Origin of the sequence: Kineococcus rugosus (assembly GCF_050871975.1) — a bacterium.
Lineage (GTDB): Bacteria > Actinomycetota > Actinomycetes > Actinomycetales > Kineococcaceae > Kineococcus.
Genome location: NZ_JBJLSJ010000007.1, coordinates 110,134 through 135,532 on the forward strand (window position 1 = coordinate 110,134; position 25,399 = coordinate 135,532).

Consider the following 25,399-nt stretch of genomic DNA (forward strand, 5'->3'; position numbering starts at 1 on the left):
GACAGGGGTCGCCGGCGTTGCCGGACCCCCGTCGCCGTCGACCGCACCGCCCCCCGGCCATGCGAGCACCCGCTGGTCGGTGCTGCTGGAACTGTAGGTGAGGTCGCGACACTTTGACGCCACGTGAGAGTGGCCGTTCACCGAATCTTCGACCGGGTGGCCGACCGCCGTCACGGTCAGCTCCGGAGCCGGTACCGGCGGTGAGGGAACGAGGCGCCGATCCCGTTCCGGGACGCGGACGCGGCCCGTGATCGTAGGCTTCCGGCGTGGGCCGATTCGAGAACGTCGCCGAGCTCGCCGCCATCGCCCCGGAGTCGGTCGCCCTCGACCTCGCCTGCGGGCAGGGCCGCACGACCCGCGCGCTGCTGGCCGCCGGCCCGCGCCTGGTCCACGCCGTCGACGTCGGCTCCGCCCTCGACGACGACCTCCTGCTCGACCCGCGGGTGCGCGCCCACATCGCCGAGCTGGACCACCTCCCCCTCGACGACGGCAGCGTCGACGCGGCCGTCACCCTCAACGCCGTCGAGCACCTCGCCGACGTCGGCGCCCACCTGCACGAGGTCCACCGCGTCCTGCGCCCCGGCGGGACGGCCGTCCTGGCCCACTCCGACTGGGACACCGCGCTGTTCACCAGCGACGACGACGACCTGACCCGCGAGCTGCTGGACCGCTTCGTCGCCCACGTGCCCGCCCGCGGCGCCCGCACCGACGGCTTCGCGGGCCGCAAGCTGCTGCGGCACGCCGCCGCCAGCCCCTTCACCGTCGAGTCCGTGCACTCCTGGGCCGACCCGCACCGCCGCTTCGACGAGGGGTCGGTGGCCTGGAAGGTCGCCACCGGCATCCTCGCCGCCGCCGGCGACGACCCCGACCTCGCCGGCCGCGCCGCGGGCTGGGTCGAGGGGTTGCGCCGCGCGGCGCGCGCCGGGACGTTCCTGTTCGCGGTCACCGACGTCGCCGTCGTCCTGCGCAAGTAGGCGCCGACTCGCGGAACCGCCCCGCGGGCGGCACCGTTGGACCCTCACGGACGGAGCGCACCGAGCGCACAGCGCGAACGCGCAGGAGGAGGTCACGGTGGCAGGCCTGGTGGGCAAGCTGGGGCAGTTCCTGAAGTCGCCCGAGGGCAGGCGGGTCGCGCAGCAGGCGCAGCGCGCCCTGAAGGACCCCGCGACGCGGCGCAAGCTCACGGACGCCGTCTCGAAGTTCCGCGGCGGCGCGGGCGGCACGGGAGCGGGCCGGCCGCGCTGATCGGGTGAGCCGGGCGGGCCGCCCGGCGGGGGCCACCCTGACGCGAGGTTAGAGTTCGTCGGTGCCCTCCGCCCCCGCCCCGCCCGGCGCTGCCCTGCGCCGGCCGTCGTGGCTGCGGTCCGCCCGGGTGCTGCGCACCGAGGTCCTCGCCGGCCTCGTCGTCGCGCTCGCCCTGGTGCCCGAGGCCATCTCCTTCTCGATCGTCGCCGGGGTCGACCCGCGCGTCGGGCTGATCTCCTCGTTCGTCATGGCCGTCACGACGGCCTTCGTCGGGGGCCGCCCGGCGATGATCTCCGCCGCCACCGGCGCCGTCGCGCTCGTCGTGGCCCCGCTCTCGCACAGCCACGGCGTCGGGTACCTCGTCGCCGCGATCCTGCTCGCGGGCGTCCTGCAGATCGCCCTCGGCCTCCTCGGCGTGGCCCGGCTGATGCGCTTCGTCCCGCGCAGCGTCACCACCGGCTTCGTCAACGCCCTGGCCATCTCGATCTTCCTGGCCCAGCTGCCCAACCTGCGCGGCGCGGGCGTCACCGGGTACGCCGTCCTCGTCGCGGGCCTGGCCCTGCTCGTCGTGGTGCCGCGCTTCGTGAAGTCCGTCCCGGCCCCGCTGGTCACCGTCGCGCTGCTGACCGTCCTCACCGTCGTCCTGCACGTCGACGTCCGCACCGTCGGCGACGACGGCGACCTGCCCCGGGCGCTGCCGGCGCTCGGGCTGCCCGACGTCCCGCTGACCCTGGACACGCTGCGGACCATCGCGCCGTTCTCCGTCGGCGTCGCGCTCGTGGGGCTCATGGAGTCCCTCATGACGGCCCAGCTCGTCGACGAGCTCACCGACACCGGCTCGAACAAGGCGCGCGAGTGCGTCGGCCAGGGCACCGCGCAGATCCTCACCGGGCTGTTCGGCGGGATGGGCGGCTGCGCCGTCATCGGCCAGACCATGATCAACGTGAAGGTCTCCGGGGCCCGCACCCGGTTGTCGACGTTCCTCGCCGGCGCCTTCCTGCTGGTGCTGGTCGTGGTGTTCGGCGACGTCGTCGCGCAGATCCCGACGGCCGCGCTCGTCGCCGTGATGTTCCTCGTCTGCTACGGCGCCTTCGACTGGCACAGCGTCCGGCCCGCGACGCTGAGGGCCATGCCGCGCAGCGAGACCAGCGTCATGCTCGTCACCGTCGTCATCGTGCTGCTGACCCACAACCTCGCCTACGGCGTGCTCGGCGGGACCCTGCTGGCGTGCGTGCTGTTCGCCCGCCGCGTCGCGCACCTCGTCGAGGTCCGCGGCGAGGGCGGGGCCTACACGGTCCACGGCCAGGTGTTCTTCGCCTCCTCCGGGGACCTCGTGACGCAGTTCGACTACGCCGGCGACCCCGACCGCGTGACGATCGACTTCAGCGACGCGCACGTGTGGGACGCCAGCTCCATCGCCGCCCTCGACGCCGTGAGCCGCAAGTACGCCGAGCACGGCAAGGAGGCCGTCATCACCGGGATGAACCCCGCCACGGCCGCGCTGCACGGCCGCCTCGCCGGCCGGGTCAGCGGCGACTGACGCTCAGCGCGTCATCCACCGCTCGGGCCCGGACCCGGCGCGCGCGACCCGCGCCCGCTCCGTCTGCTCGCGCAGCAGCCGTGCCGCGACGTGCTCGGCGAGGTGGTCGACGCGGGGGGTGACCTTGCCGGGGGTGGAGTGCAGCCGCACGGACGCCAGGCCCAGCCGGCGCTGCAGCGGCCCCTGCGTCAGGCCCAGGCTCTGCGTGCGGGCGTGCGGGACGACGTCCAGCCCCCGCACGATGCGCCCGCCGCGCGACAGGAACGCGTGCTCGGTGACGAGGTACCCGCGGCGGCGCCAGCTGATCAGGTCCAGCCAGCGGGCCTGCCGCGGGACCGGGGTGAACCCCCCGTCGGTGCCCGACCCGGTGAGCCCGGCGCGCACGACCTCCAGCGGGGACTCGTGCGCAGTCCCCAGCTGCGGCAGCACGATCCCCAGCACGTGGCCCAGCTCCTCCAGCGTCCCCACCGGCAGCAGCGTCGTGCTCTGCTCCGAGGCGCTGCCGCTGTCGGAGGAGTACCCCGCGACGTTGACCTCGACCCGCCACCACCCCGACCGCCGCCACAGCAGCGGCTGGGTGATCCGCAGCGCCTGGACGCGGCCGGGCGGGACGGTCTGGGACCGCTGCTCCAGCAGCCCGTGCGTCATCCGCAGCCCGTCCGGGGAGTCGGCCACGGTGAAGTTGAAGCCCGTGTTGAACCGCGACCACACCGCCGAGACGAGCCCGAGGATCCCCGCGCCGGAGGCGAACAGCGGGGTGAGGCTCCTCGCGAACCAGCAGCCGATGCCGATGCCGATCAGCCCCACGACCATCCAGATCGTCATCCCGGACTTCAGCGTCGAGGCGATCAGGCGCGTCGCCGGGACCTCCACGACCTCGCGCTGCGGCGCCTCGGGGGCGTCCTCGCCCTCGGCGACCACCACCCCGGCCGCCGCCGCGAGCAGCGCGTTCCGCACGCGCTGGGCCTCCTCCTCCTTCAGGTACGCCAGCGACACCTTGCTGCCGGACCCGCCGGCGACCTCCAGCCGCAGCTCGGCGAGGCCGAACAACCGGCCCAGCAGCGGCCGGACGACGTCGACGGCCTGCAGCCGGTCCAGCTGCGCGCGCCGCTGCTGGCGCCACACGATCCCCCGCTCGACGTGCACGGCCTCGGCGTCGATGCGGTAGCGGGTGCGCCGCCACGCCAGCGCGGAGTAGACGGCGCCGACCACGGCCAGCAGCAGCAGCCCGCCCAGGATCGACAGGGCCAGGACCCAGCCGGGCAGGTCCAGCCGCAGGACGTCGTCGAGGTTCTGCCCCACCAGGACCGCCAGGACCGCGGCCACGACCTTCCACGCCCGCAGCACCGGCGTGACCGGGTGCAGCTTGCGCCAGCCCGGGTCGGCCAGGACCGCGCGGGTGCCGGCGTCGAGCCGGACGGCGACCTCGTCGGGGACGACCTCGACGGCCAGTTCGTCGGCGGGCCCGCTCACAGCCCCGCCAGCCGGGCCTGACCGCGCGCGGCGAGCCGGTCGCGCAGCCGCGCCGCCTCGGCCGGCGGCAGGCCGGGGATCGCCGCGTCGGAGTCCGAGGACGCCGTGTGCAGCTGCACCTTCGCCAGCCCGAACCTGCGGTCGACGGGCCCGGCCTCGACGTCGACGTACTGCAGCCGCCCGTACGGGACGACGACCAGGGAGCGGAACATGATGCCCTTGACGACCAGCAGGTCGTCGTCGCGCTCGGCGTACCCCCACGCCCGCACCTGCCGGGCGGCCCACAGGTAGTCCCACAGCCACAGCGGGAGCACGAGCACCAGGCCCAGCCAGATCCACGGCGTCAGCAGGACCGCCAGCACGGCCACGACGACCGTGATCACCCCGAACACGATCCCCCCGACCAGCCGCTGCGCCGTCGCCCACTTCGGGTCGATGCGCTGCCAGACGACGTCGCCGGGCGCGAACGGCTCGTCGACGATCGCCTGCGGGAGGGGGTTCACCTCGGCCATGCCCCCACCCTCCCAGAAGGGTGCCCGGGGCACCGTCCCCCGAACGTCTCACGTTGCCGACCCCCGGAGTCGTCGGGGAGGCTGAACCGGTGATCACCGACAGTGAGGAGCTGGACACCGGCGTCGACGACGTCATCCGGTTCGAGAACGTCGTCAAGCGGTACGGCCGCCACCACTCCCCCGCCGTCACCGACCTCACGTTCTCCGTGCGCCGCGGTGAGCTCGTCGCCCTCGTCGGCCCCTCCGGCTGCGGCAAGTCCACGATCCTGCGCATGGTCAACCGCCTCGTCGAGCCCTCCGGCGGGCGCATCGTCGTCGACGGCCGCGACACCACCCACGTCGACGCCGTCACCCTGCGCCGCGGCATCGGGTACGTCATCCAGGCCGGCGGCCTGCTGCCGCACCGCACGATCCGCCGCAACGTCGCCACCGTCCCCCGCCTGCTCGGCTGGGACCCCGCCGCCCAGGACCGCCGCGTCGACGCCCTCCTCGACCTCGTCGGCCTCGACCCCGCCACCTACGGCGACCGCTACCCCGCCCAGCTCTCCGGCGGCCAGCAGCAGCGCGTCGGCGTCGCCCGCGCCCTGGCCGCCGACCCGCCCGTGCTGCTCATGGACGAGCCGTTCGGCGCCGTCGACCCCGTCGTCCGCGACCGCCTCCAGAGCGAGTTCCGCCGCATCCAGACCGACCTGCGCAAGACCGTCCTGTTCGTCACCCACGACCTCGACGAGGCCGTCCGCATCGCCGACCGCATCGCCGTGTTCTCCGGCGGCGGCGTCCTGGAGCAGCTCGCCGACCCGCAGACCCTGCTGTCCGCGCCCGCCTCGGAGTTCGTCGTCGAGTTCACCGGTTCCGACCGCGGGCTGCGCCGGCTCGCCGTCACCCCCGTCCGCGTCGAGGACCTCGCCAAACCCCTCGTGCTGGCCCCCGAGGACGGCGCCGCGTACGCCGCCACCGCCCTCGACGTCGACCGCGGGGACGTGGCCGTCGTCCTGTCCGGCGGGCAGGTCGTCGGCTGGGTCCCGCGCGGCCGGCTGCGCGCCGCGGCCCGCTCCCGCGACGCGCGCGTGCGCGACGTCGTCCGCCCCTTCACCGCCACCGTCGGCGACCACGCCGACCTGCGCACCGCGTTCTCCGCGCTGCTGGCCCAGGACGCGCCGCTGCTGCCCGTCCTCGACGACCGCGGCGGGTACGTCGGGGCGCTCACCGCCGACGTCGTGCACACCGCTCTTCGCCGGGACGTCGGCGGCCCGTAACCCCCGCGACGCCCCGCGGCGCACGACCACCGGGGAGGGTGGGAGGACGAGCCCCTACCCCGGAGGTACGACCCGTGAGCCCGACGTGCCGTCCCGAACGGTCCCCCGGTCCGATGCCCCGGGACACCCCCCGGCGGTTCGATCTCCCCATGCGAATCCTCATCGGAGCCGACACCTACGCCCCCGACGTCAACGGCGCCTCCACGTTCGCCCAGCGGCTCGCCGCCGGGCTGAGCGCCCGCCACGAGGTCCACGTCGTCGCCCCCGCCCGCGGGCTGCGCGCCACCACCACCCACCTGCCCACCGGCGTCACCGAGCACCGCCTGCCCGCGGTGCCCGTCGGCGTCGGCGGCACCGGCCTGCGGTTCTGCCCGCCCGTCGGGCTCGTCCGCGCCGCCACCCGCGTCCTGCGCGCCGTCCGCCCCGACGTCGTGCACGTCCAGAGCCACTTCCTCGTCGGCCGCGCCCTCGTCAGCGCCGCCAACCGGCTCGGCGTCCCCGTCGTCGCCACCAACCACTTCATGCCCGAGAACCTCACCCACCACGTCCCGCTGGGGAAGGCCGTGCAGCGCAGGCTGCACGAGTGGGCCTGGGCCGACGCCGCCGCCGTGTTCACCCGCGCCGACGTCGTCACCGCCCCCACCCCGTACGCGGCGGCGCTCGCCGAGCGCGCCGGGATCCCCGGCCCCGTGCTGCCGATCTCCTGCGGCATGGACCTGCGGCGGTTCACCCCCGACCCCACCGGGCAGCTGCGGCGGGGTTTCCGGGCCCGCTACGGCGTCCCGGACCGCCCCACCGTCGGGTACGTCGGCCGGCTCGCGCCGGAGAAGAACGTCGGCGAACTCGTCGAGGCCCTCGCGCTGGTCCGCACCGTCCGCCCCGACCTCGACGCGCAGCTGCTGCTCGTCGGCGACGGCGCCCTGCGGCCGAAGCTGCTGGAACGGGCCGCCGAGCTCGGCGTCGCCGACCGCGTCGTCTCCACGGGTTTCGTCCCCGAGGAGGACCTGCCCGCCGCGTACCTGGCCTGCGACGTGTTCGCCAACGCCGGGACCGCCGAGCTCCAGTCGCTCGTCGTGCTGGAGGCCATGGCCTCGGGGCTGCCCGTCCTGGGCGTCGACGCCTGCGCGCTGCCGCACCTGGTGCGCGACGGCGACAACGGCTTCCTCTTCCCGCACGCCCAGCCGGCGGTGCTCGCGGCCCGCCTCGCCCTCGTCCTGGGCGACCGCGCCGACGGCGGCGGGCTGCACGCCCGGATGGCCGCCCGCAGCGTCGAGATCGCCTCCGGGCACGACGAGCGCGTGACGCTGGCCCGGTTCGAGGAGCTCTACGCGCTGCGCTCGCTGCCGCGGGCCGTGCCCACCCGCGCCCTGGCCCCCGGGGCGGTGTAGCAAGATGGCCGCGTGCCACCGACGCCTGAACGGCGCCCGGCGTGGCGCCGCACCCTCCACGCCCTCGCCGTCGCGTACGGGATCTGCGCGACGCTCGCCCTCGCCGTCGTCCTGGTGTTCTCCGACGGGAACGCCGTCAGCTACGTCCTGGGGTTGTTCGCCGCGTGGTGGCTCGCCCCGTCCCTCGTGCTCGTGCCGCTCGCCGCGGCGGCCGGTTCCCGGCGGACCCTGGCCGCCGTGACCGCCCCCGCCGTCGCGGCCGGGGCGCTGGCCGGGCCGTACGTGGTGAACCGGTTCTCACCGGCCGGGGCGACGCCCGACCTGCGGGTCGCCACGTTCAACACCTCCGCCTGGCACGGCGTCGACGGGCTGGCCGCGCTGGTCCGCGACCAGGACCCCGACGTCCTCGCGCTGCAGGAGATCGCCAGGTCGTCGCGGGCCGCGTACGACGAGCGGTTCGGCGGCCGGTACCCCTACCGCAGCTACGCGAAGTCGAGCATCCAGGGCGACGGCGTCGCCGTCTGGTCCAAGCACCCGATCGTGTCCGTCGACCCCGTGACCGGCCTGCCCGAGGGGGCCCGGGCCGCGGACGTCGTGACCCTCGACGTCGAGGGGCGCCGCCTCGCGGTCGTCTCGGTGCACCTGGCCTCGCCGTGCCTGTTCTGCTCGGCGTCGGCGGAGAAGTACAGCCCCGCGGGCGACACCGCGAACGCCGCCCGCGTCCGCGTCGGGGAGGCCCACCGGTTCGCCGACCTCGCCTCCGAGCGCCGCGCGGCCGGGGAGGCGGTCGTCGTGGCCGGCGACCTGAACTCCGCCGAGCTCAACGAACCCCTGCGGGAGCTGCGTTCGCACGGGCTCGTCGACGTCCACCGCGCCGTGGGCACCCGCCCCGGCCTGACCCGGGGGCGCTCCCCCGGGTTCGCCCGCGTCGACGTGGTGCTGGTGTCCGGTCTCGACCCCGTCGCGACCCGCGAGGGGGCCCCGGGGGGCAGCACCCACTCCCCCGTGATCGCCGACCTGGCCTGGCCCTCCGAGCCGTCCTGAACCCCGCGCGGGGTCAGCCGCGCAGCACCCCGCGCAGGCCGCCGCCGACGAGGGTGACCACGTCGACCATCGCGTTCGGCAGGTCCGACCCGCCGGGCGCGGCGACGTAGCAGGTCCGCCACTGCGGCAGGAAACCCTGCTTGAACTCCCGCAGGCCCTTGAAGTTGTAGAACCGCTCGCCGCGGGTCCACACCAGGTGCCCGAGGCGGTCCCACAGCGACGCCGAGTCGTCCGTGCTCAACCCGGCCAGCGGCGCCATCCCCAGGCTGAACGACGTGAAGCCGTTCTCCTGGGCCCACGCGATGCACTCGACGAACAGGTACGTCATGACGGTGCGGGGGCCGTCGGGCAGCCGGCGCATCAGGTCGACCTGCACCTCGCCGTCGTCGGCGCCGATCCACAGCGTCGCGAACGCGATGACCCGCTCCTCCTGGCGCACCACGACCAGCGGGAACCGCGCGACGTACTCCTCGTCGAAGGCGCCGAGGGAGAACCGCTTCTCCTTGCCGTTGCGGTGCCCCAGCCACGCCTCGGAGACGACCCGCAGCTCCGGCAGCAGCGGCTCGACGTCCTGCGGGGCGACGAACTCGACGGACATCCCCAGCTTCTGCGACTTGTTGCGGCAGTTGCGCAGGTTCGTCCGGGCCTTGCCCGCGAAGGAGAAGTCCGCCAGCGGCAGCACGGCCTCCTCGCCCAGCTTGGCCAGGCTCAGGCCGAACCCCTGGTACAGGTCGGCGTGGTCGGGGCGCACGTTGTAGAACACCGGCCGACCGTCGTGCCGGTCGATCTCGGCGAGGAAGTCCGCGACGAGGTCGCGGAAGTCGGCGGGGTTCCCGACCGGGTCGCCCATGACGATCCAGCTGCGGCCGGAGACCTGGTACATGAGGAACGCCTCGCCGCCGGGGCTGAACCAGAACCGCTTGTCCCCCGTGAACGCCAGCTGCGACAGGCAGCGCCCGTTGCGGGCGACGATGTCGCTCACCCGGTCCAGCTCCGCGGGGTCCGCGACACCGCGGCGCACCGTCGTGGCGCGCGAGATCCACCGGATCCCGAGGAACACGCCCAGGATCCCGGCGGCCATCGCGACCCGGTCGGCGGCCGAGGCGCCGCCCGCGAAGGGCGCCGTCAGCAGGGGCGCGTCGACCGGCGTGAACCGGCTCGACTCCGACCACCACACCGCACCGGCGACGAGGACGACCGCCACGACCGGCACCACGAGGGTCTGGCGGCGGCACAGGAACGCCCCGCGGTAGAACACCGAGCGGGTCGCGACGAGCAGCCCGGCGAGGGCCGCCGTCACCACCGACAGCGCGACGTCGCCGTGGCCGGCGGCGACCACCGTGACCCCGGTCAGCAGCGCGAGCGTCGCCGCCCACGCCCCCTTCAGCCGGCGGCGCAGACCGCGGGCGGTGAGCAGCGCGGCCAGCCCGGCGAGGCTGATGGTGACGGCGGACAGGTCGACCTCGGCCGGGCAGGGCAGGTCACCGACGACGAGCATGAACACGCCCGCGGCGGCCACCACGAGGGCCAGGACGAACGGGGCGTCCACGGTGGGCCGGCGCAGGGTGGGCCGGCGCAGCGGGGGCAGCGGCAGCTGCCGCACCTCGTGGACGGCCAGGAGCACCGCGGCCAGCAGCAGCGGCAGGACGTAGTAGACGAGCCGGTACGCGACGAGGGCGACGGCCAGGTCGGCGGGCGAGGTGCTCGCCCCCAGCAGCACCACCAGCGTCGACTCGAACACGCCCAGGCCGCCGGGCACGTTGCTGACCAGCCCGGCGACGGTCGCCACGGCGAAGGCGACGGCGAAGGCCAGGAACCCGGGGCGGGCGCCGGCGGGCAGCAGCACGTACAGCGCCGCCGCCATCGTCAGCCACTCGAAGGTGGACAGGACCACCTGCGCCACCGCCAGCCGCGGGGCGGGCGGGACGACGCGCCGCTGCCGCCAGCCGATCGGCCGCCGGGTCACCACGGCCCAGCCGAGGTAGGCGGCGACGGCGGCCAGCACCGCGGCGCCGAGGGCCAGGACCACCGGCGGGGGCAGGCGCAGGGCCCGGCCGACCCCGGCCGGGTCGTGGAGCATCCCGCCGCCGACCAGGACCGCCGCGCCGAGGGCCAGCGTGAGGAGGTTGAAGCCGATGATGCGCGCGATGGTGGCGCCGGGGACCTTCCAGGCGGCGTACGCGCGGGCCCGCAGCGCGGCCCCCACCACGGCCGAGGCCCCCAGGTTGTTGCCGAACGCGGTCGCCACGAACGAGGCGAACCCGTACCGCCGGAACGGCAGCCGGTGCCCGACGTGCCGCAGCGCCATCGCGTCGTAGCCGGTCATCGTCAGGTACGAGCAGGCGGTCGCGGCGACGGCGGTGAGCACCGTCACCGGCCCCAGGGCCAGCAGGTCGTCGCCGAGCTGGTGCCACGGGTGGTGGCGGAACGTCCGGTGCAGCAGGGCGACGGCGGCGACGAGCAGCCCCACGCCGAGCACGAGCGTCAGGACGCGGCGCACGGACGGGGCCGGGGTCGGGAGGCTCACGCTCCTTGCCTCGGCACGGCGGGCGGTTTCCTTGACGGGCGCCGGGACGGCGTGGCACGCACCGGGCGCACTCCAACGGGTCGACGGGGGGGATCGGGAGCGGCGGGCGGGCCGCCGCGGGCACACCCTAGGGCGACCCGGCCCCCACCTCCGCCAGCAACGCGCCGATGCGGCGCAGGCCCTCGGTCAGCTCCGCCGCCGACGCCGCGTACGACAGCCGGACGTGGGTCGCGGCGGTGGCGTCGGAGAAGTCGCGGCCGGGGGTGAGGGCGACGTGGTGCCCGGCGAGGGCGCGGGCGCAGAACTCCCACGCGTCCAGGCCCGTCCCGCTGACGTCGACGTACACGTAGAACGCGCCGTCGGGCTCGACGGGCACGGGCAGGCCGAGGTCGGCCAGGCCGTCCAGCACGAGCCGGCGGCGGCGGGTGAACTCGACGCGGCGCTCCTCGCACAGCGCCAGCGACGCCGGGGTGAAGCAGGCCAGGGCGGCGTGCTGCACGGGGGTGGAGGCGGCGATGAAGTAGTTCTGCGCCAGCCGCTCCACCGGCGCGACGAGCTCGGCGGGCAGGACCGCCCAGCCCAGCCGCCACCCCGTCATCCCGAAGAACTTCGAGAAGCTGCCCACGACGACCGCGTCCGGGTCGGCGGTCAGGACCGTGCGGGCCGCGGTCCCGTCGGGGGCCGGGTCGGCGAGGTCGAGGTAGATCTCGTCGACGATGCGCCAGGCGTCGCGGCGGGCGGCCTCCGCGCAGATCGCGGCGAGCTCGGCGGCGGGCACGGACGTGCCGGTCGGGTTCGACGGGGACGCGACCATCACCGCGCTCGTGCGGTCGGTCCAGGCGTCCCGCAGGGCGCCGACGCTCAGCTGGTACCGCTGGTCCGGGCCCGTGGGCAGGGTGAGCGCGCGCCCGCCGAACGTGGAGACCAGCTGCCGGTTGCACGGGTAGGACGGGTCGGCCAGCAGGACGTCGTCGCCGGGGTCGACGGTCGCGGCCAGCACCAGCAGCAGCGCCGCCGACGCCCCGGAGGTGACCGCGACCCGGGCCGGGTCGACCTCGACGCCGTGCCGGGCGCGGTAGTCGGCGGCGATCGCGGCGCGCAGCTGCGGCAGCCCCAGCGCCGGGGTGTACGGCAGCGGGCGGCCGTCCATCACGTCCCGCATGGCGGCGAGGACGTCCGGCGGGGCGCCGACGTCGGGTTCGCCGATGCTGAGCCGCACGACGTGGTGCCCCTGCGCCTCCAGCGCCGCGGCCTGCTGGCCGAACGCGAGGGCGTGGAACGGCTCGGTCGTCGCGGCGCGGGTCGACAGCTTCACGCGCGCGCCCCCCGGTCGTCGTCGTCGGCGGGGACGCGGCACCAGCGCTCGACGAGCAGCCCGGCGACGAGCAGCAGCACCGAGACGAGGACGCCGGCGCCCGCCACGTACAGCTCGCCGCGGCGGGCGGCGATGTGCACCGTCGGCAGGTAGTGCACGCCCCAGCCCAGGAACACCCCGACGAGCAGGGCCCCGGCCACCGAGGCGGCCTTGGCCAGCGCCGCGGTGCGGGCCGCGCGCAGGGCGTCGATGCGGCGGGCCTTGTCCCCGTCCACCCACTGCTTGACGGGCCAGCCGACGCCGAGGACGGTGACCGCGAGGAGCGCGATCGTCGGGGGCGTGCGCCACATCAGGTCCGGTTCGGCGCGCCCGGAGGACACCCACACCTGCAGCCCCGACCAGGCCAGGACGGCGGCCAGGAACCCCAGCCCGACGAGCAGACCGGGGCGCGAGGGCCTCACCGGCCCAGCCCCGCGAGCAGGTCGGCGACGCGGCCGGCGGGCAGCTCGGCGTCGGGGTCCAGCTCCAGCCACGGGCCGAGGACGAAGGTGCGCTCGTGGGCGCGCGGGTGCGGCAGGACGAGCCCGTCCTCGTCCAGGACCGCGTCGCCGTGCACGATCACGTCGACGTCGATCGGGCGCGGGCCGTCGGGCACCTTCGTCGCGCGGTCCAGGCCGAGGGCGGCCTCCACGGCGTGCGCGGCGGCGAGCAGCTCGTGCGGGCCGAGGGTGGTGCGCACCAGGACGACGGCGTTGAGGAAGTCGGGCTGGTCGGGCACGGCCCCCACGGGGGCGGACTCCACGAACGTCGAGACCGCCTCGACGGTGACGCCGCCGGTCGCGGCGAGGGCGTCGACGGCGGCGCGCAGCGTCGCGGCGCGGTGGCCGAGGTTCGCGCCGAGGGCGAGGACGGCTCGGGTCACGGTCGGGTCCTCCGGATCGCCAGCTCCACGTCGTCGAACACCGCCGGGATCGGCGCCTGCGGCTTGTGGACGACGACGTCGACGGCCCGCACCCGCTCCGAGGCGGCCAGGCAGGTGTCCGCGACCCGCTGCGCGAGGGTCTCCACGAGGGCGACCGGTTCCCCCTCCAGCAGCGCGAGCAGCTCCAGCGCGAGGGTGCCGTAGTTCACCGTCGCGCCCAGGTCGTCGCCCGCGGCCGCCTCCCGGGTGTCCAGGTGCAGCGCGACGTCGAGGGCGAACGGCTGGCCCAGCTCGCGCTCGGGGGGCAGGACCCCGTGCCGGCCGACGCCGCGCAGCCCGCGCACGACGACGCGGTCCAGGACCCGGCCGTGGGCGTCGAGGACGGGGCCGGCGGCGTCGAGGGAGCTCACGCGGGGACCCCGCCCCGGGCCGCCGCCCACGCCGTGGCCACCTTGACGGCGGCGACGCTGGAGGGGACGTCGTGCACCCGGACGCCCCAGACCCCGCGCGCCGCGGCGAGCGCCGACACGGCGGCGGTCGCGGCGTCCCGGCCCGACGGCGGCGGCACCTCGCCGTCCACGGCCAGCAGGGCCCCGAGGAACCGCTTGCGGGAGGCGCCCACGAGCAGCGGCAGCCCGAGCCCGGCGAGGTCGTCGAGCCCGGCCAGCAGCGCCCAGTCGTGCTCGGCGGTCTTGGCGAACCCCAGGCCCGGGTCCAGGACGACCCGCTCGCGCGCGACGCCCGCGGACGTCACCGCGTGCAGGCGAGCGGTGAGCTCGGCCCGCACCTCGTCCACGACGTGCCCGTACACCGCCAGGGAGCCCATGACGTCGGAGGCCCCCCGCCAGTGGCTGAGGACGTAGACGCAGTCGAGCCCGGCGACGGTGGCGGCCATGTCCTCGTCGGCCAGCCCGCCGGAGACGTCGTTGACGACGACGGCGCCGGCGGCGACGGCCGCGCGGGCCGTCGCGGCGCGCATCGTGTCGACGCTGACCGGGACGCCCGCCGCGACCAGGCCCTCCACGACGGGCAGCACCCGGCGCAGCTCCTCGGCCGGGTCCACCCGGGTCGCGCCGGGGCGGGTGGACTCCCCGCCGACGTCGACGAGGTCGGCGCCCGCCGCGCGCAGCGCCACCCCGCGGGCCACCGGGTCGCCGGTGTGCCGGCCGCCGTCGGAGAAGGAGTCCGGGGTGACGTTCAGGACGCCCACGACCCGGGTGGGGCCGGGCGCCAGGAGGTCGCTCACCGGTGCCCCGCGACGATGAGGCTCATCGCCTCGGCGCGGGTGGCGGCGTTGCGCAGCGCCCCCCGCACGGCCGAGGTGACGGTCTTCGCGCCGGGTTTGCGGACCCCGCGGTACGTCATGCAGGAGTGCTCGGCCTCCACGACGACGATGACGCCGCGCGGGTGCAGGTGCTCGACGAGGGCGTCGGCGACCTGGGTCGTCAGCCGCTCCTGGAGCTGGGGGCGGCGCGCGTACACGTCGACCAGGCGGGCCAGCTTCGACAGGCCCGTGACGCGGCCGTGCTCGCCGGGGATGTACCCGACGTGCGCGACGCCGTGGAACGGCAGCAGGTGGTGCTCGCAGGTCGACTGGACCTCGATGTCCTTCACCAGCACCAGCTCGTCGTGCTCGAGGCCGAAGTCGGTGACGAGGACGTCGGCCGGTTCCAGCCACAGGCCGGAGAACAGCTCGGTGGCCGCCTTCGCGACCCGGGCCGGGGTGTCCCGCAGGCCCTCGCGGTCCGGGTCCTCACCGATGGCGAGGAGGAACTCCCGGACCGCGTTTTCGGCCCGCACCCGGTCGAACGCCCGACCGTCCGCGGCGGGCGTCCCCGTCGTGCTCACGGCTGCTCGTTCGTCCCGTCCTCGAAGCTCACCGGGGTCTGGAAACCCCCGGCGTGACCGTTCAGCGACCCCTCGTCGGGGCCCTTCACCGGCGGGATGTCCGAGACGTGCCGCCGCTCGGAGGACAGCCACACCGGGCGCTGCGGGCGCTTCACGACGGGCGCGAAGATCTCGGCCAGCTCGGCCTGGTTGAGGGTCTCCTTGTCCAGCAGCGCGACGACGAGCGCGTCCAGGACGGGGCGGTGCTCGACGAGGATCTCCCACGCCTCGTCGTGCGCGGCCTCGATGAGCCGGCGCACCTCCTCGTCGACGATCCCGGCGACGCCCTCGGAGTAGTCGCGCTCGTGGCCCATGTCGCGGCCGAGGAAGACCTCGCCCTGCCCCTGGCCCAGCTTGATCGCGCCGATCCGCTCGCTCATGCCGTACTGGGTGACCATCTTGCGGGCCATCCCGGTGGCCTTCTCGATGTCGTTGCTCGCCCCGGTCGTCGGGTCGTGGAACACGAGCTCCTCGGCGACGCGGCCGCCGAGGGCGTACGCGAGCTGGTCGAGGATCTCGTTGCGCGAGGTCGAGTACTTGTCCTCGGTGGGCAGCACCATCGTGTACCCGAGGGCGCGGCCGCGCGGCAGGATCGTCACCTTCGTCACCGGGTCGGTGTTCGGCAGCGCCGCGGCCACCAGCGCGTGCCCGCCCTCGTGGTACGCGGTGACCTTCAGCTCCTGCGGGCTCATGCGGCGGGTGCGCTTCTGCGGGCCGGCCATCACGCGGTCGATGGCCTCGTCCACGGCGGCATCGTCGATGACCTTGGCGTTCGCGCGGGCCGTCAGCAGCGCGGCCTCGTTGAGGACGTTGGCCAGGTCGGCGCCGGAGAACCCGGGGGTGCGGCGCGCCACCGACAGCAGGTCGGTGCCCGGCGCCATCGGCTTGCCCTTGGCGTGGACCTGCAGGATCTTGTGCCGGCCCTCCATGTCGGGGGCCTCGACGGCGATCTGCCGGTCGAACCGGCCCGGGCGCAGCAGCGCCGGGTCGAGGATGTCGGGGCGGTTCGTCGCCGCGATCATGATGACGTTGGTCTTGACGTCGAAACCGTCCATCTCGACGAGGAGCTGGTTCAGCGTCTGCTCGCGCTCGTCGTGACCGCCGCCCAGCCCGGCACCGCGGTGCCGGCCGACGGCGTCGATCTCGTCGACGAAGATGATCGCGGGCGAGTTCGCCTTGGCCTGCTCGAACAGGTCGCGGACGCGGGAGGCACCGACGCCGACGAACATCTCGACGAAGTCGGACCCGGAGATCGAGTAGAACGGGACGCCCGCCTCACCGGCGACGGCGCGGGCCAGCAGCGTCTTGCCGGTCCCGGGCGGGCCGTACAGCAGCACGCCCTTGGGGATCTTGGCGCCGACGGCCTGGAACTTCTCGCGGTCCTCGAGGAACTCCTTGATCTCGTAGAGCTCCTCGACGGCCTCGTCGGCCCCGGCGACGTCCGCGAACGTCGTCTTCGGGGTGTCCTTGGTCATCATCTTGGCCTTGGACTTGCCGAACTGCATGACCCGGTTGCCGCCACCCTGCATCTGGCTCATGAGGAACCAGAACAGCAGGACGAGCAGCAGGATCGGGCCGACGGTGAACAGCAGCGACTGCAGCACGCTGGTCGTGGGGACCTCGTCGGTCACCCCGTCCGGCGGCGGGTTGTCGCTCAGGGCCGTCAGGACCGCCGAGCCGCGCTGGGCGATGTAGTACGAGCGGACGGTGGTCGCGCCCTCGACGGTCTCCCCCGACTTCAGCTCGAGGTCGATGCGCTGGTTGCCGTCGGTCAGGGTGGCGCTCTGGACCTTGCCGTCCTGGATCAGCTTCAGCGCGCGGGTCGTGGAGACCTCCGCGGTGCCGCTGGACGCGAAGAAGGAGGCACCGATCGCGACGGCCGCGATGGCCACGACGATCCACAGCCACGGACCACGGACGATGCGCTTGAGAGTGTTGGGCATCAGATGGAGGGGTCGCCCCCTGTCCCTCCTGCTCGAACCAGCCTGACGTTCGACGGTACACCGCGGCCCCGACGGGCCGCCCACGGTCCGTCGCCGCAGGTCCTACGCAGCTCGAACGGGCGGGACCACGCCCCTGTTCCGTCCCGTCCCCGCGGTTTCGCCGTCGGCGTACGCCCGCCGGCGGGCGGTCGGGCGGGCGTCAGTCGAGCCCGAGGCGGGCGTAGGCGCCGAGCACCGTGCGCTCGGACTCGGTCAGGTAGGCCTCCAGCTCGGCCGCCGCCGCGACGCCGCCGGCGGCGAGGAAGGTGTCGAGCACGGCGCGGTTGCGGGCCACGAACCGGCCGTGCAGGGCCTGCGGGTCGCCGATCACGAGGAAGGCCAGCCGCAGCTCGGCCGCCAGCTGCCGGTGGGTGCGCAGCAGGCGCGGGCTGTCGGACAGCGAGACCAGCGCCTCGTGGAAGGCCATGTTCGCCGTCCCGACGCCCGCCCAGTCCCCCGCGGCGACGGCGGTGTCCGCCGCCTCGACCGCGGCCCGCATCCGGCCGGTCGCCGGGTGCTGGGCGTCGGCCCGGGCCAGCGCCCCGGCCTCGACGTGGCGCCGGACGCGGTAGATGTCGAGCACGTCGGCCACCCGGGGCGCGGTCACCGAGACCCCGCGGTGCGGGACGTGCTCGAGCAGGCCCTGCTCGGCCAGCACGCGGAAGGCCTCGCGCAGGGTGTTGCGGGAGACGGAGAAGCGCTGCGCCAGCGCGGACTCGGACAGGCGCTGGCCCGGGCGGAACTCCCCCGCGGCGATCCGGGCGCTGAGCAGCTCCGCCAGGGTGCCGCCCCCCTCGACGGCCTCGGGGGACAGCGCGGCGGTGGGGGTCACCCCGCCATCGTAGGTGGCCGCCGGCGCCGGGGCGGGGACGCCCGTCGATCAGTGATGTCACACGAACGCAACACGACGCAACATGTTGTTCAACAAAGTCCGCCATTGTGTTCGGCAACCAGCGGTGCCAGAGTGCTGCCTCCAGGCAGCGACGCCACGTCCCCGGGGAGCACGCATGTCCGACCAGCCAGTGCAGGAGAGCAGCACCCCCGCCTTGAGCACGAGCCGGCGGTCCCGCCGCGGCCCGGTCATCGGCGCGATCTTCCTGATGGCCACCTCCGCCATCGGACCGGGCTTCATCACCCAGACCGCCACGTTCACCGCCACGCTCGGGGCGGCCTTCGCCTTCGCGATCCTGATCTCGATCCTCATCGACTTCGCCGTCCAGATGAACGTCTGGCGGCTCATCACGGTCACCGGCAAGCGCGCGGGCGACCTGGCCAACAGCGCCGTGCCCTACAGCGGCCACGTCCTGACCGTCCTCATCGTCGTGGGCGGCCTGGCCTTCAACATCGGCAACATCGCCGGCGGCGGGCTGGGCCTGAACGCCCTGCTCGGCCTCGACCCCAAGGTCGGCGGCCTGGTCACCGGCGCGCTGGCCATCGCGATCTTCCTGTTCAAGCGCGCCGGGACCGTCGTGGACCGCGTGGTGCTGGTGCTGGGCGTCGGCATGATCGTCATGACCGTGGTCGTGGCGTTCGTCTCCGCCCCGCCCGTCGGGGACGCCTTCCGGCAGACCTTCGTGCCCGACACGGTCAACTTCGCGACCATCACCACGATCGTCGGCGGCACCGTCGGCGGCTACATCACCTACGCCGGGGCCCACCGCTACCTGGACTCCGGGCAGACCGGCGTCGAGCACGTCCGCGACGTCCACCGCGCCTCGGTCACCGGCATCCTCGTCACCGGCGTCATGCGGTACGTGCTGTTCCTGGCGATCCTCGGCGTCGTCGCCTCCGGCGTCGCGCTCGACCTGTCCGGCCAGGCGGCCAACCCCGCGGGGCAGGCCTTCGGCGCCGTGCTCGGCGACGCCGGCATCCGCGTCTTCGGCGCGATCTTCTGGGCCGCCGCGATCACCTCCGTCATCGGCGCCGCGTACACGTCCTCGACGTTCCTCTCCACCTTCTCCCGCAAGCTGTCCGGCGGGTGGCCGCTGCAGCTGACGACCGTCGGCTTCATCGTCGTCTCGCTCGCCGTCTACCTGGCCATCGGCACCGCGCCGGCCGCGCTGCTGGTGTTCGTGGGCGGCTTCAACGGGCTGATCCTGCCGATCGGGATGACGGTGTTCCTCTACATCGGCTGGTTCCGCCAGCGCGACGTGCTCGGCGGTTACCGGTACCCGGTGTGGCTGCTCGTCGTCGGCACGATCGCGCTGGCCATCAGCTACTACATGGCCTCGCGGTCCATCGGCCCCGTCTTCGACTTCCTCACCGCCTGACCCGCCCCCGCCCGGAAGGACCCCCGTGACGACCGTCGACCTCAACTCCGACCTCGGGGAGAACACCCCCGACCGCCCGGTCTCCGACGACGCGGCGATGCTGCGCGTCGTCACCAGCGCGAACGTCTCCTGCGGCTTCCACGCCGGCAGCCCCGAGGGCATCCGCGAGACGGTGCTGGCCGCGTCGCGGGCGGGCGTCGCGATCGGCGCCCACCCCGGCTACCGCGACTACGAGAACTTCGGCCGCGAGCGCCTGGACCTGCCGGCCGCGACGCTGCAGGCCCACGTCGAGTACCAGCTCGGTGCGGTGTGGGCGCTGGCCCGGTCCGTCGGGGACGCCGTGGTCTACGTGAAGCCGCACGGCGCGCTGTACAACACGATGGCCGTCGACGAGGCGACGGCCTCGGTGGTCGTGGCCGCGGTCAAGGCCGTCGACCCCTCGCTCGTGGTGCTGGGCCTGGCCGGCGGGGTCGCCCTCGACGTCGCCGACCGGGCCGGGCTGCCCACGGCGGCCGAGGCGTTCGCCGACCGCGCCTACACCCCGGCCGGGCAGCTGGTCTCCCGCAAGGAGCCCGGCGCGGTGCTGCACGACGCCGACCTGGTGGCCCGGCGCATGGTGCGGCTGGTGCAGGAGGGCGTGGTCGAGGCGATCGACGGCACCGACGTGCCGGTGCGGGCGCAGTCGCTGTGCGTGCACGGCGACTCCCCCGGAGCGGTCGGGATGGCCGCGGCGACCCGCGCCGCGCTGATCGACGCCGGCGTGGGGATCGCGCCGTTCACCGCGGGAGCGCGCTGATGGTCGCCCTCGCCCCCGAGGAGCTGCGCCGCGAGGCCCGGCAGGCGCGGGCGGCCTACCGGGCCGGGCGCCGCGGGCCCACCAGCGGCGTCGCGCCCGGGATGACGCAGGCCAACCTCGTGGCCGTCCCGGCGGACTGGGCGTTCGAGGTGCTGCTGTACGCCCAGCGGAACCCGCGGGCCTGCCCCGTCCTGGACGTCCTGGAGGCCGGGCAGGTCGAGTCGGCCCTGGCACCGGGCTCGGACGTGCGCACCGACCTGCCCGCCTACCGGGTCTTCCGCGACGGGGTGGTGGTCGAGGAGGTCACCGACGCGACGGCGCACTGGGACGGCCTCGTCACGCTGCTCATCGGGTGCAGCTTCACCTTCGAGACGCCGCTGCTGGCGGCCGGGATCCCGGTGCGCCACCAGGAACTGGGCCGCAACGTCCCGATGTACCGCACGGACCGGCCCTGCGCCCCGGCCGGCCGGCTGCGCGGCGACCTCGTCGTCTCGATGCGCCCGGTCCCGGCCGACCGGGTCGCCGACGCCGTGGCGATCACCGGCCGGTTCCCCGCCGTGCACGGCGCCCCCGTGCACGTCGGCGACCCCTCCGCGCTGGGGATCGCCTCGCTGGACTCCCCCGACTTCGGCGACCCGCCCGTCGTCCGGGATGGGGAGGTCCCGGTGTTCTGGGCCTGCGGGGTGACCCCGCAGGTGGCGCTGTTCGCGTCCCGCCCGCCGTTCGCGGTGACCCACGCGCCGGGGCACATGTTCATCACGGACGTGCTGGACACCGAGTACGACGTCACGAGGGCCTCGTGAGGTTCCTGCCCGTCAGCGACACCGCCGTCATGGTCGAGGCCGCCGACCTGGACGAGAGCACCCGGCTGTTCACCGCGCTGGTCGCCGCCGACCTGCCCGGCGTCCGCGAGGTCGTGCCGGCCGCCCGCACGATCCTGGTGGTCCTCGACCCGCGGGTGACCTCCCCCGCCGAGCTCGTCGGGCGGCTGCGGACGGTCGAACCGGCGTCCGGCGTCGCGTCCGGTGGGCGGTCGGTGACCGTCGAGGTCCGCTACGACGGCCAGGACCTCGACGAGGTCGCCGGGTTCCTCGGCTGCTCGGTCGACGAGCTCGTCCGCCGGCACCAGGCCGCGACCTGGACGGTCGCCTTCACCGGGTACGCCCCCGGTTTCGGGTACCTCGTCGCCGACGACGCGTCGTTCGACGTCCCGCGCCGGCCGTCCCCGCGCACCCGGATCCCCGCCGGGTCGGTCGGGCTGGCCGGGAAGTTCTCCGGCGTCTACCCCCGCGAGAGCCCCGGCGGCTGGCAGCTGATCGGCCGCACCGACGCGGTGATGTGGGACATCGACCGGGACCCGCCGGCGCTGTTCGCGCCGGGGACCACGGTGCGGTTCCGGCAGGCCGACCGCGAGCTCGTGCCCGTGCGCGACGCCCCCGCCGCGGCCGTGGACTCCGCGCACGCCGTGGAGGTCGTCTCCCCCGGGGTCCAGCTGCTGCTGCAGGACCCCGGGCGCCCCGGGCACCTCGCCGAGGGGGTGGCCCCCTCCGGGGCGGCCGACCGCGGCGCGCTGCGCACCGCCAACCGCGCCGTCGGGAACGCCCCGGGCGCGGCCGCCCTCGAGCTCGCCGGTGGCGGGGCCGTCCTGCGGTTCACCGGGGCCGGGGTGCTCGCCCTGGCCGGAGCCGGGATCGACGCGTCGCTGCGGGCGGCCGACGGGACCCGCGTCCCCGTCCCGGCGGCGCGCCCGGTGGCCGTGGAGGACGGCGACGAGCTGCGGCTGGGCGCCCAGCACGACGGGCTGCGCACGGTCGTGGCGGTCCGCGGCGGTTTCGACGTCCCCGCCGCGCTCGGGTCGCTGGCGACGGACACCCTGTCCGGGATGGGCCCGCAGCCGCTGCGCGCCGGGGACCGGCTGGCGCTGCACGGCCCCGCGGCCGCCCCGCACGCCGTCGACCCCGGACCGCACCCCCCGCCCGCGCTGCCCGCCCGCGGGCGGGTCGTCGAGCTGGACGTCGTCCTCGGCCCCCGCACCGACTGGTTCACGCCCGCCGCGCTGGAGACCCTGACCGCGCAGGAGTGGGAGGTCACGGCCCGCTCGGACCGCGTCGGCCTGCGCCTGGCCGGGGAGGTCCCGCTGGAGCGGGCGCGGGACGGGGAACTGCCCAGCGAGGGCGCGGTGACCGGGGCGATCCAGGTCCCGCCGGACGGTCAGCCCGTGCTGTTCGGCCCCGACCACCCGCTGACCGGCGGGTACCCCGTCATCGGGGCCGTCGTCGACGCCCACCTCGACCTCGTCGGCCAGCTGCCCCCCGGCGCCCGCGTCCGCTTCCGCCCGCGCGCCCCCTTCGCCGAACTGTGAGGAGCCCCATGCAGACCGTCCTGATCGCCAACCGCGGTGAGATCGCCGTGCGGGTGGTCCGCGCCGCGGCCGAGGCCGGGCTGCGCTCGGTCGCCGTCTACGCCGACCAGGACGCCGACGCCCTGCACGTGCGGCTGGCCGACGCGGCCGTGGCGCTGCCCGGGGACACGGCGGCGCAGACCTACCTGAACGTCGAGGCGCTGCTGGCGGCGGCGCGGGCGTCGGGCGCCGACGCCGTGCACCCCGGCTACGGGTTCCTGTCCGAGAACGCCGGGTTCGCCCGGGCCGTCGAGGACGCCGGGCTCACCTGGATCGGCCCGGCCCCCGAGACCATCGAGGCCCTGGGCGACAAGGTGACGGCGCGCGCCATCGCCCGCGACGCCGGCGCCCCCCTGGCCCCGGGGACGACCGCGCCGCTGGCCGACGCCGCGCAGGCCGAGGCGTTCGCCGACGAGTTCGGCCTGCCGATCATGATCAAGGCCGCGCACGGCGGCGGCGGGCGCGGGATGCGGGTGGCGCGCACCCGCGAGGAGGTCGCCGACGCCTTCGAGTCCGCGACCCGCGAGGCCGTGGCCGCGTTCGGGCGCGGTGAGTGCTTCGTCGAGAAGTTCCTCGAACGGCCCCGGCACCTGGAGGTCCAGGTCCTCGGGGACGGGAACGGTTCGGTCACCGTCGTGGGCGACCGCGACTGCTCGCTGCAGCGCCGCAACCAGAAGCTCGTCGAGGAGGCCCCGGCCCCCGGGCTGAGCGCCGGCCAGCGCGAGACCCTCCACCGGGCGGCGCGCGACATCTGCGCCGCGGTGCGGTACCGCGGCGCGGGCACGGTCGAGTTCCTGCTGGGCGCCGACGGCACGCTGTCGTTCTGCGAGGTGAACACCCGCTTGCAGGTGGAGCACCCCGTCACCGAGCTCGTGACCGGCGTCGACCTGGTGCGCGAGCAGTTCCGCATCGCCGCCGGCCAGGGGCCGTCGTTCACCGCGACCCCCGAGGTCCGCGGCCACGCGTTCGAGTTCCGCGTCAACGCCGAGGACCCGGGCCGGGGTTTCCTGCCCAGCCCCGGGCGGGTCTCGGTGCTGCGCGTCCCCTCGGGCCCGGGGGTCCGGTGGGACGGCGGGGTGGAGGCCGGCGACTCCGTCGCCGCCGCGTTCGACTCCCTCGCGGGGAAACTGCTCGTCCACGCCGGTGACCGCGACGCCGCCCTGGCCCGCGCCCGCCGCGCGCTGGCCGAGTTCCAGGTCGAGGGCATCGCCACCGTGCTGCCGTTCGCACGCGCCGTCGTCGACGAACCCGACTTCTCCACGGAGGGTTTCGCGGTCGGCACGCAATGGATCGAGACGGAGCTGATGCCGCGGCTGGAACCGCAGCTGCGCCCCGCCCCCGCCGACGGGCCCGCGCTGCAGCGCTTCGGCGTCGAGATCGACGGGCGGAGGGCCACGATCGGGCTGCCCGCCGCGTTCCTCGCCGCGCTGGGACCCGTCGGTTCCGCGCGTGCCACCGCCGCCGAGGCCGAGGCCGGCCCGGACGAGGACGCCCTGACCGCCGCCACCCCGGGCACCCTGACCCGGTGGCTCGTCGAGGACGGCGCGCAGGTGGACGAGGGGCAGGACGTGGCCGTCGTGGAGGCCATGAAGATGGAGGCGCGGGTCGCCGCGCACCGGGCGGGGACCGTGCAGCGGGTCGCGCAGGAAGGGGCGCCGGTCGGCGCGGGGGAGGTGCTGGCGCGGATCGGGTGAGGTGCGCCGGGGCTCGTGCCCGTCAGGAGGTGCTGCGTCACTGATCGGCAGTGGGTGAGTGAGTCCACGTGCCGGCCGAGGATCCCCGGCCGGCGGGCTCCCCTCCCTGGTGCTCGGGTCAGCGGACGCGCTGCCCCGCCGCCTCGACCAGCGTCGTCGCCCGTCGCAGCGCAGTGGTGCAGCCGCTCGCCGACACGTTGCTGAGGCCGTAGTGGCCGGCGTCCTTGAGGTCCAGCACCTCGCGCAGGGCCTTCGCCAGCGCCGCGTCGCCCGTTATCTCCTGCAGCAGCCCGATCGCCTGCCGGTGGTCCTGACCTCGCGAGCGGATCCCGGCAGCGGAGCAGCAGATGGCGTCGGCGGCGGCGATGGCAGCGAGGACCGCGTTGCCGGTGGCGACGGTCGCGGCCTCGGCCAGGTCCTCGGCCTGCACGAGCTCGGCGACCTCCAGGTACAGCCGGGCCTGTCGGAGGCGGGTTCGCGCATCGGCCGGAGTGCAGGGTGCTGTCCGCGAGATGCGTCCGCTCACGAGGCCGCTCGCAGCAGGTCCCTCAGGTCCGGCCCGACCAGCACCCTGCCGTCGAGCCGCAGGCTGCCGATGAGCGGCTGATCCTCACGTACCGCTGTCGCCAGGTCGGTGGCGCTGACGTGGACGACCTGCACGGGGTTGCCGGTCAGCGCCTCGAGTTCACCACCGGTGGCGTGCACCTGCTCCGCCCAGGCTCCATCAGGGTCGACGTCGTCGGCGCGCACCACCAGGAGGTCCAGGTCGCTGTCCGGGCCCGCCTCCCGGCGCACCCAAGAGCCGAAGAGCACCACGGCCCGTGCGGGGGGCGACCAGCGGTGCAGCCGCTCGACGAGCCACTCCTCGACGGCCAGGTCCGCGTCGACGACCGCCAGCACGGGGGCGGCGAGGACGTGGGCGCGGTTCAGCCGGTACTGGACCGCCGGCCCGACGTCCTCGGCTCCCACGAGCCCGTGCTCCACGAGGCGGTGCAGGCAGGCCCTGGTGCGGGCGTAGGAGCGGCCGGTGAGGCGGGCCACCGCCGCGCCGCTGAGGGGGCGGTGCGTCCTGGCCAGCACCCGCAGGACGTCCGCGTCCACGGTGGGCGCGATCGTGCGCAGGGGGTTGGCGGCATCCACGGACGCC

At 75.4% G+C, this 25,399-nt stretch carries 24 protein-coding genes; 11 read left to right on the forward strand and 13 right to left on the reverse strand.

All coding sequences use genetic code 11. The features are described from left to right. Positions 1–266 precede the first annotated feature (266 nt). From ACRYM6_RS05650 to ACRYM6_RS05660, 3 genes are all read left to right on the forward strand, one after another. Positions 267–974, forward strand: coding sequence for a methyltransferase domain-containing protein (locus ACRYM6_RS05650; RefSeq protein ID WP_432541752.1), 708 nt, complete (start codon positions 267–269; stop codon positions 972–974). Positions 975–1,071: 97 nt separating this feature from the next. Further along, entirely contained in the window at positions 1,072–1,245 is a 174-nt protein-coding gene (locus tag ACRYM6_RS05655; RefSeq protein WP_432541753.1) for a hypothetical protein, read from the forward strand. A 61-nt stretch (positions 1,246–1,306) separates the two neighbouring features. Next, a complete protein-coding gene (locus ACRYM6_RS05660) occupies positions 1,307–2,785 on the forward strand; it encodes a SulP family inorganic anion transporter (RefSeq protein WP_432541755.1) in 1,479 nt (492 codons plus the stop codon). Between the two features lie 3 nt (positions 2,786–2,788). On the opposite strand, the gene ACRYM6_RS05665 is transcribed toward ACRYM6_RS05660, so the two are convergent. Together ACRYM6_RS05665 and ACRYM6_RS05670 are read right to left on the reverse strand one after the other, a co-directional pair. Continuing rightward, positions 2,789–4,258: a PH domain-containing protein gene (locus ACRYM6_RS05665; RefSeq protein WP_432541756.1), complete on the reverse strand. Its 1,470-nt coding sequence runs from the start codon at positions 4,256–4,258 to the stop codon at positions 2,789–2,791. After that, the gene (locus ACRYM6_RS05670; RefSeq protein ID WP_432541757.1) at positions 4,255–4,770 is read right to left on the reverse strand and encodes a PH domain-containing protein; all 516 of its coding nucleotides are present in this window, start codon (positions 4,768–4,770) and stop codon (positions 4,255–4,257) included. Before ACRYM6_RS05670 ends, ACRYM6_RS05665 begins: the two co-directional genes overlap by 4 nt. A gap of 89 nt (positions 4,771–4,859) precedes the next feature. Here ACRYM6_RS05670 and ACRYM6_RS05675 point away from each other — a divergent pair, with 89 nt between their 5' ends. From ACRYM6_RS05675 to ACRYM6_RS05685, 3 genes are all read left to right on the forward strand, one after another. Further along, a complete protein-coding gene (locus tag ACRYM6_RS05675) occupies positions 4,860–6,026 on the forward strand; it encodes an ABC transporter ATP-binding protein (protein ID WP_432541759.1) in 1,167 nt (388 codons plus the stop codon). Between the two features lie 149 nt (positions 6,027–6,175). Continuing rightward, positions 6,176–7,414: a glycosyltransferase gene (locus ACRYM6_RS05680; RefSeq protein WP_432541760.1), complete on the forward strand. Its 1,239-nt coding sequence runs from the start codon at positions 6,176–6,178 to the stop codon at positions 7,412–7,414. Between the two features lie 12 nt (positions 7,415–7,426). After that, on the forward strand, positions 7,427–8,458 hold the full coding sequence (locus ACRYM6_RS05685) for an endonuclease/exonuclease/phosphatase family protein (RefSeq protein ID WP_432541762.1): 1,032 nt from the start codon (positions 7,427–7,429) through the stop codon (positions 8,456–8,458). A 13-nt stretch (positions 8,459–8,471) separates the two neighbouring features. Here the strand turns inward: ACRYM6_RS05685 and mprF are convergent, their stop codons facing one another. From mprF to ACRYM6_RS05730, 9 genes are all read right to left on the reverse strand, one after another. After that, positions 8,472–10,985, reverse strand: coding sequence for a bifunctional lysylphosphatidylglycerol flippase/synthetase MprF (gene mprF, locus ACRYM6_RS05690; protein WP_432541763.1), 2,514 nt, complete (start codon positions 10,983–10,985; stop codon positions 8,472–8,474). Positions 10,986–11,112: 127 nt separating this feature from the next. Next, positions 11,113–12,300, reverse strand: coding sequence for an aminotransferase class I/II-fold pyridoxal phosphate-dependent enzyme (locus ACRYM6_RS05695; RefSeq protein WP_432541764.1), 1,188 nt, complete (start codon positions 12,298–12,300; stop codon positions 11,113–11,115). After that, on the reverse strand, positions 12,297–12,761 hold the full coding sequence (locus ACRYM6_RS05700) for a DUF3180 domain-containing protein (protein ID WP_432541765.1): 465 nt from the start codon (positions 12,759–12,761) through the stop codon (positions 12,297–12,299). Before ACRYM6_RS05700 ends, ACRYM6_RS05695 begins: the two co-directional genes overlap by 4 nt. After that, the gene (folK, locus tag ACRYM6_RS05705; RefSeq protein WP_432541766.1) at positions 12,758–13,222 is read right to left on the reverse strand and encodes a 2-amino-4-hydroxy-6-hydroxymethyldihydropteridine diphosphokinase; all 465 of its coding nucleotides are present in this window, start codon (positions 13,220–13,222) and stop codon (positions 12,758–12,760) included. Before folK ends, ACRYM6_RS05700 begins: the two co-directional genes overlap by 4 nt. Continuing rightward, the gene (gene folB / locus ACRYM6_RS05710; protein ID WP_432541767.1) at positions 13,219–13,632 is read right to left on the reverse strand and encodes a dihydroneopterin aldolase; all 414 of its coding nucleotides are present in this window, start codon (positions 13,630–13,632) and stop codon (positions 13,219–13,221) included. The genes folK and folB overlap by 4 nt, the downstream gene beginning before the upstream one ends. Then, positions 13,629–14,468: a dihydropteroate synthase gene (folP, locus tag ACRYM6_RS05715; RefSeq protein WP_432541768.1), complete on the reverse strand. Its 840-nt coding sequence runs from the start codon at positions 14,466–14,468 to the stop codon at positions 13,629–13,631. Before folP ends, folB begins: the two co-directional genes overlap by 4 nt. Then, positions 14,465–15,070, reverse strand: coding sequence for a GTP cyclohydrolase I FolE (folE, locus tag ACRYM6_RS05720; protein ID WP_432510370.1), 606 nt, complete (start codon positions 15,068–15,070; stop codon positions 14,465–14,467). The genes folP and folE overlap by 4 nt, the downstream gene beginning before the upstream one ends. Further along, positions 15,067–17,052, reverse strand: coding sequence for an ATP-dependent zinc metalloprotease FtsH (ftsH, locus tag ACRYM6_RS05725; RefSeq protein ID WP_432541769.1), 1,986 nt, complete (start codon positions 17,050–17,052; stop codon positions 15,067–15,069). The genes folE and ftsH overlap by 4 nt, the downstream gene beginning before the upstream one ends. A gap of 199 nt (positions 17,053–17,251) precedes the next feature. Next, positions 17,252–17,923 (reverse strand): GntR family transcriptional regulator, encoded by a 672-nt coding sequence (locus ACRYM6_RS05730; RefSeq protein WP_432541770.1) that lies wholly within the window; start codon positions 17,921–17,923, stop codon positions 17,252–17,254. 175 nt (positions 17,924–18,098) lie between these two features. On the opposite strand from ACRYM6_RS05730, the gene ACRYM6_RS05735 reads away from it, so the two are divergent. The 5 genes from ACRYM6_RS05735 to ACRYM6_RS05755 are packed head-to-tail and all read left to right on the forward strand — an operon-like array spanning position 18,099 to position 24,252. Beyond that, positions 18,099–19,361 carry an NRAMP family divalent metal transporter gene (locus tag ACRYM6_RS05735; RefSeq protein WP_432541771.1) on the forward strand — a complete coding sequence of 421 codons (1,263 nt, stop codon included), beginning with the start codon at positions 18,099–18,101 and terminating at the stop codon, positions 19,359–19,361. A gap of 25 nt (positions 19,362–19,386) precedes the next feature. Continuing rightward, positions 19,387–20,157, forward strand: a complete 771-nt coding sequence (locus ACRYM6_RS05740; RefSeq protein WP_432541772.1) for a LamB/YcsF family protein — start codon at positions 19,387–19,389, stop codon at positions 20,155–20,157. Then, positions 20,157–20,960, forward strand: coding sequence for a putative hydro-lyase (locus ACRYM6_RS05745; protein WP_432541773.1), 804 nt, complete (start codon positions 20,157–20,159; stop codon positions 20,958–20,960). The genes ACRYM6_RS05740 and ACRYM6_RS05745 overlap by 1 nt, the downstream gene beginning before the upstream one ends. Then, positions 20,957–22,519, forward strand: coding sequence for a 5-oxoprolinase subunit B/C family protein (locus tag ACRYM6_RS05750; protein ID WP_432541775.1), 1,563 nt, complete (start codon positions 20,957–20,959; stop codon positions 22,517–22,519). Before ACRYM6_RS05745 ends, ACRYM6_RS05750 begins: the two co-directional genes overlap by 4 nt. 8 nt (positions 22,520–22,527) lie before the next feature. Next, positions 22,528–24,252 carry an acetyl/propionyl/methylcrotonyl-CoA carboxylase subunit alpha gene (locus tag ACRYM6_RS05755; RefSeq protein ID WP_432541776.1) on the forward strand — a complete coding sequence of 575 codons (1,725 nt, stop codon included), beginning with the start codon at positions 22,528–22,530 and terminating at the stop codon, positions 24,250–24,252. A gap of 118 nt (positions 24,253–24,370) precedes the next feature. On the opposite strand, the gene ACRYM6_RS05760 is transcribed toward ACRYM6_RS05755, so the two are convergent. Together ACRYM6_RS05760 and ACRYM6_RS05765 are read right to left on the reverse strand one after the other, a co-directional pair. Continuing rightward, positions 24,371–24,778, reverse strand: a complete 408-nt coding sequence (locus ACRYM6_RS05760) for a hypothetical protein (protein WP_432541777.1) — start codon at positions 24,776–24,778, stop codon at positions 24,371–24,373. Next, positions 24,775–25,392 (reverse strand): helix-turn-helix domain-containing protein, encoded by a 618-nt coding sequence (locus tag ACRYM6_RS05765; RefSeq protein WP_432541778.1) that lies wholly within the window; start codon positions 25,390–25,392, stop codon positions 24,775–24,777. Before ACRYM6_RS05765 ends, ACRYM6_RS05760 begins: the two co-directional genes overlap by 4 nt. Between the last annotated feature and the right edge of the window lie 7 nt (positions 25,393–25,399).

Bases quoted from the DNA above. Each gene is read 5' to 3' on its own strand.
- ACRYM6_RS05680 (WP_432541760.1), top strand. From the start codon at position 6,176: ATGCGAATCCTCATCGGAGCCGACACCTACGCCCCCGACGTCAACGGC.
- ACRYM6_RS05735 (WP_432541771.1), top strand. From the start codon at position 18,099: ATGTCCGACCAGCCAGTGCAGGAGAGCAGCACCCCCGCCTTGAGCACG.
- ftsH (WP_432541769.1), bottom strand. From the start codon at position 17,052: ATGCCCAACACTCTCAAGCGCATCGTCCGTGGTCCGTGGCTGTGGATC.
- ACRYM6_RS05745 (WP_432541773.1), top strand. From the start codon at position 20,157: ATGGTCGCCCTCGCCCCCGAGGAGCTGCGCCGCGAGGCCCGGCAGGCG.
- ACRYM6_RS05670 (WP_432541757.1), bottom strand. From the start codon at position 4,770: ATGGCCGAGGTGAACCCCCTCCCGCAGGCGATCGTCGACGAGCCGTTC.
- ACRYM6_RS05755 (WP_432541776.1), top strand. From the start codon at position 22,528: ATGCAGACCGTCCTGATCGCCAACCGCGGTGAGATCGCCGTGCGGGTG.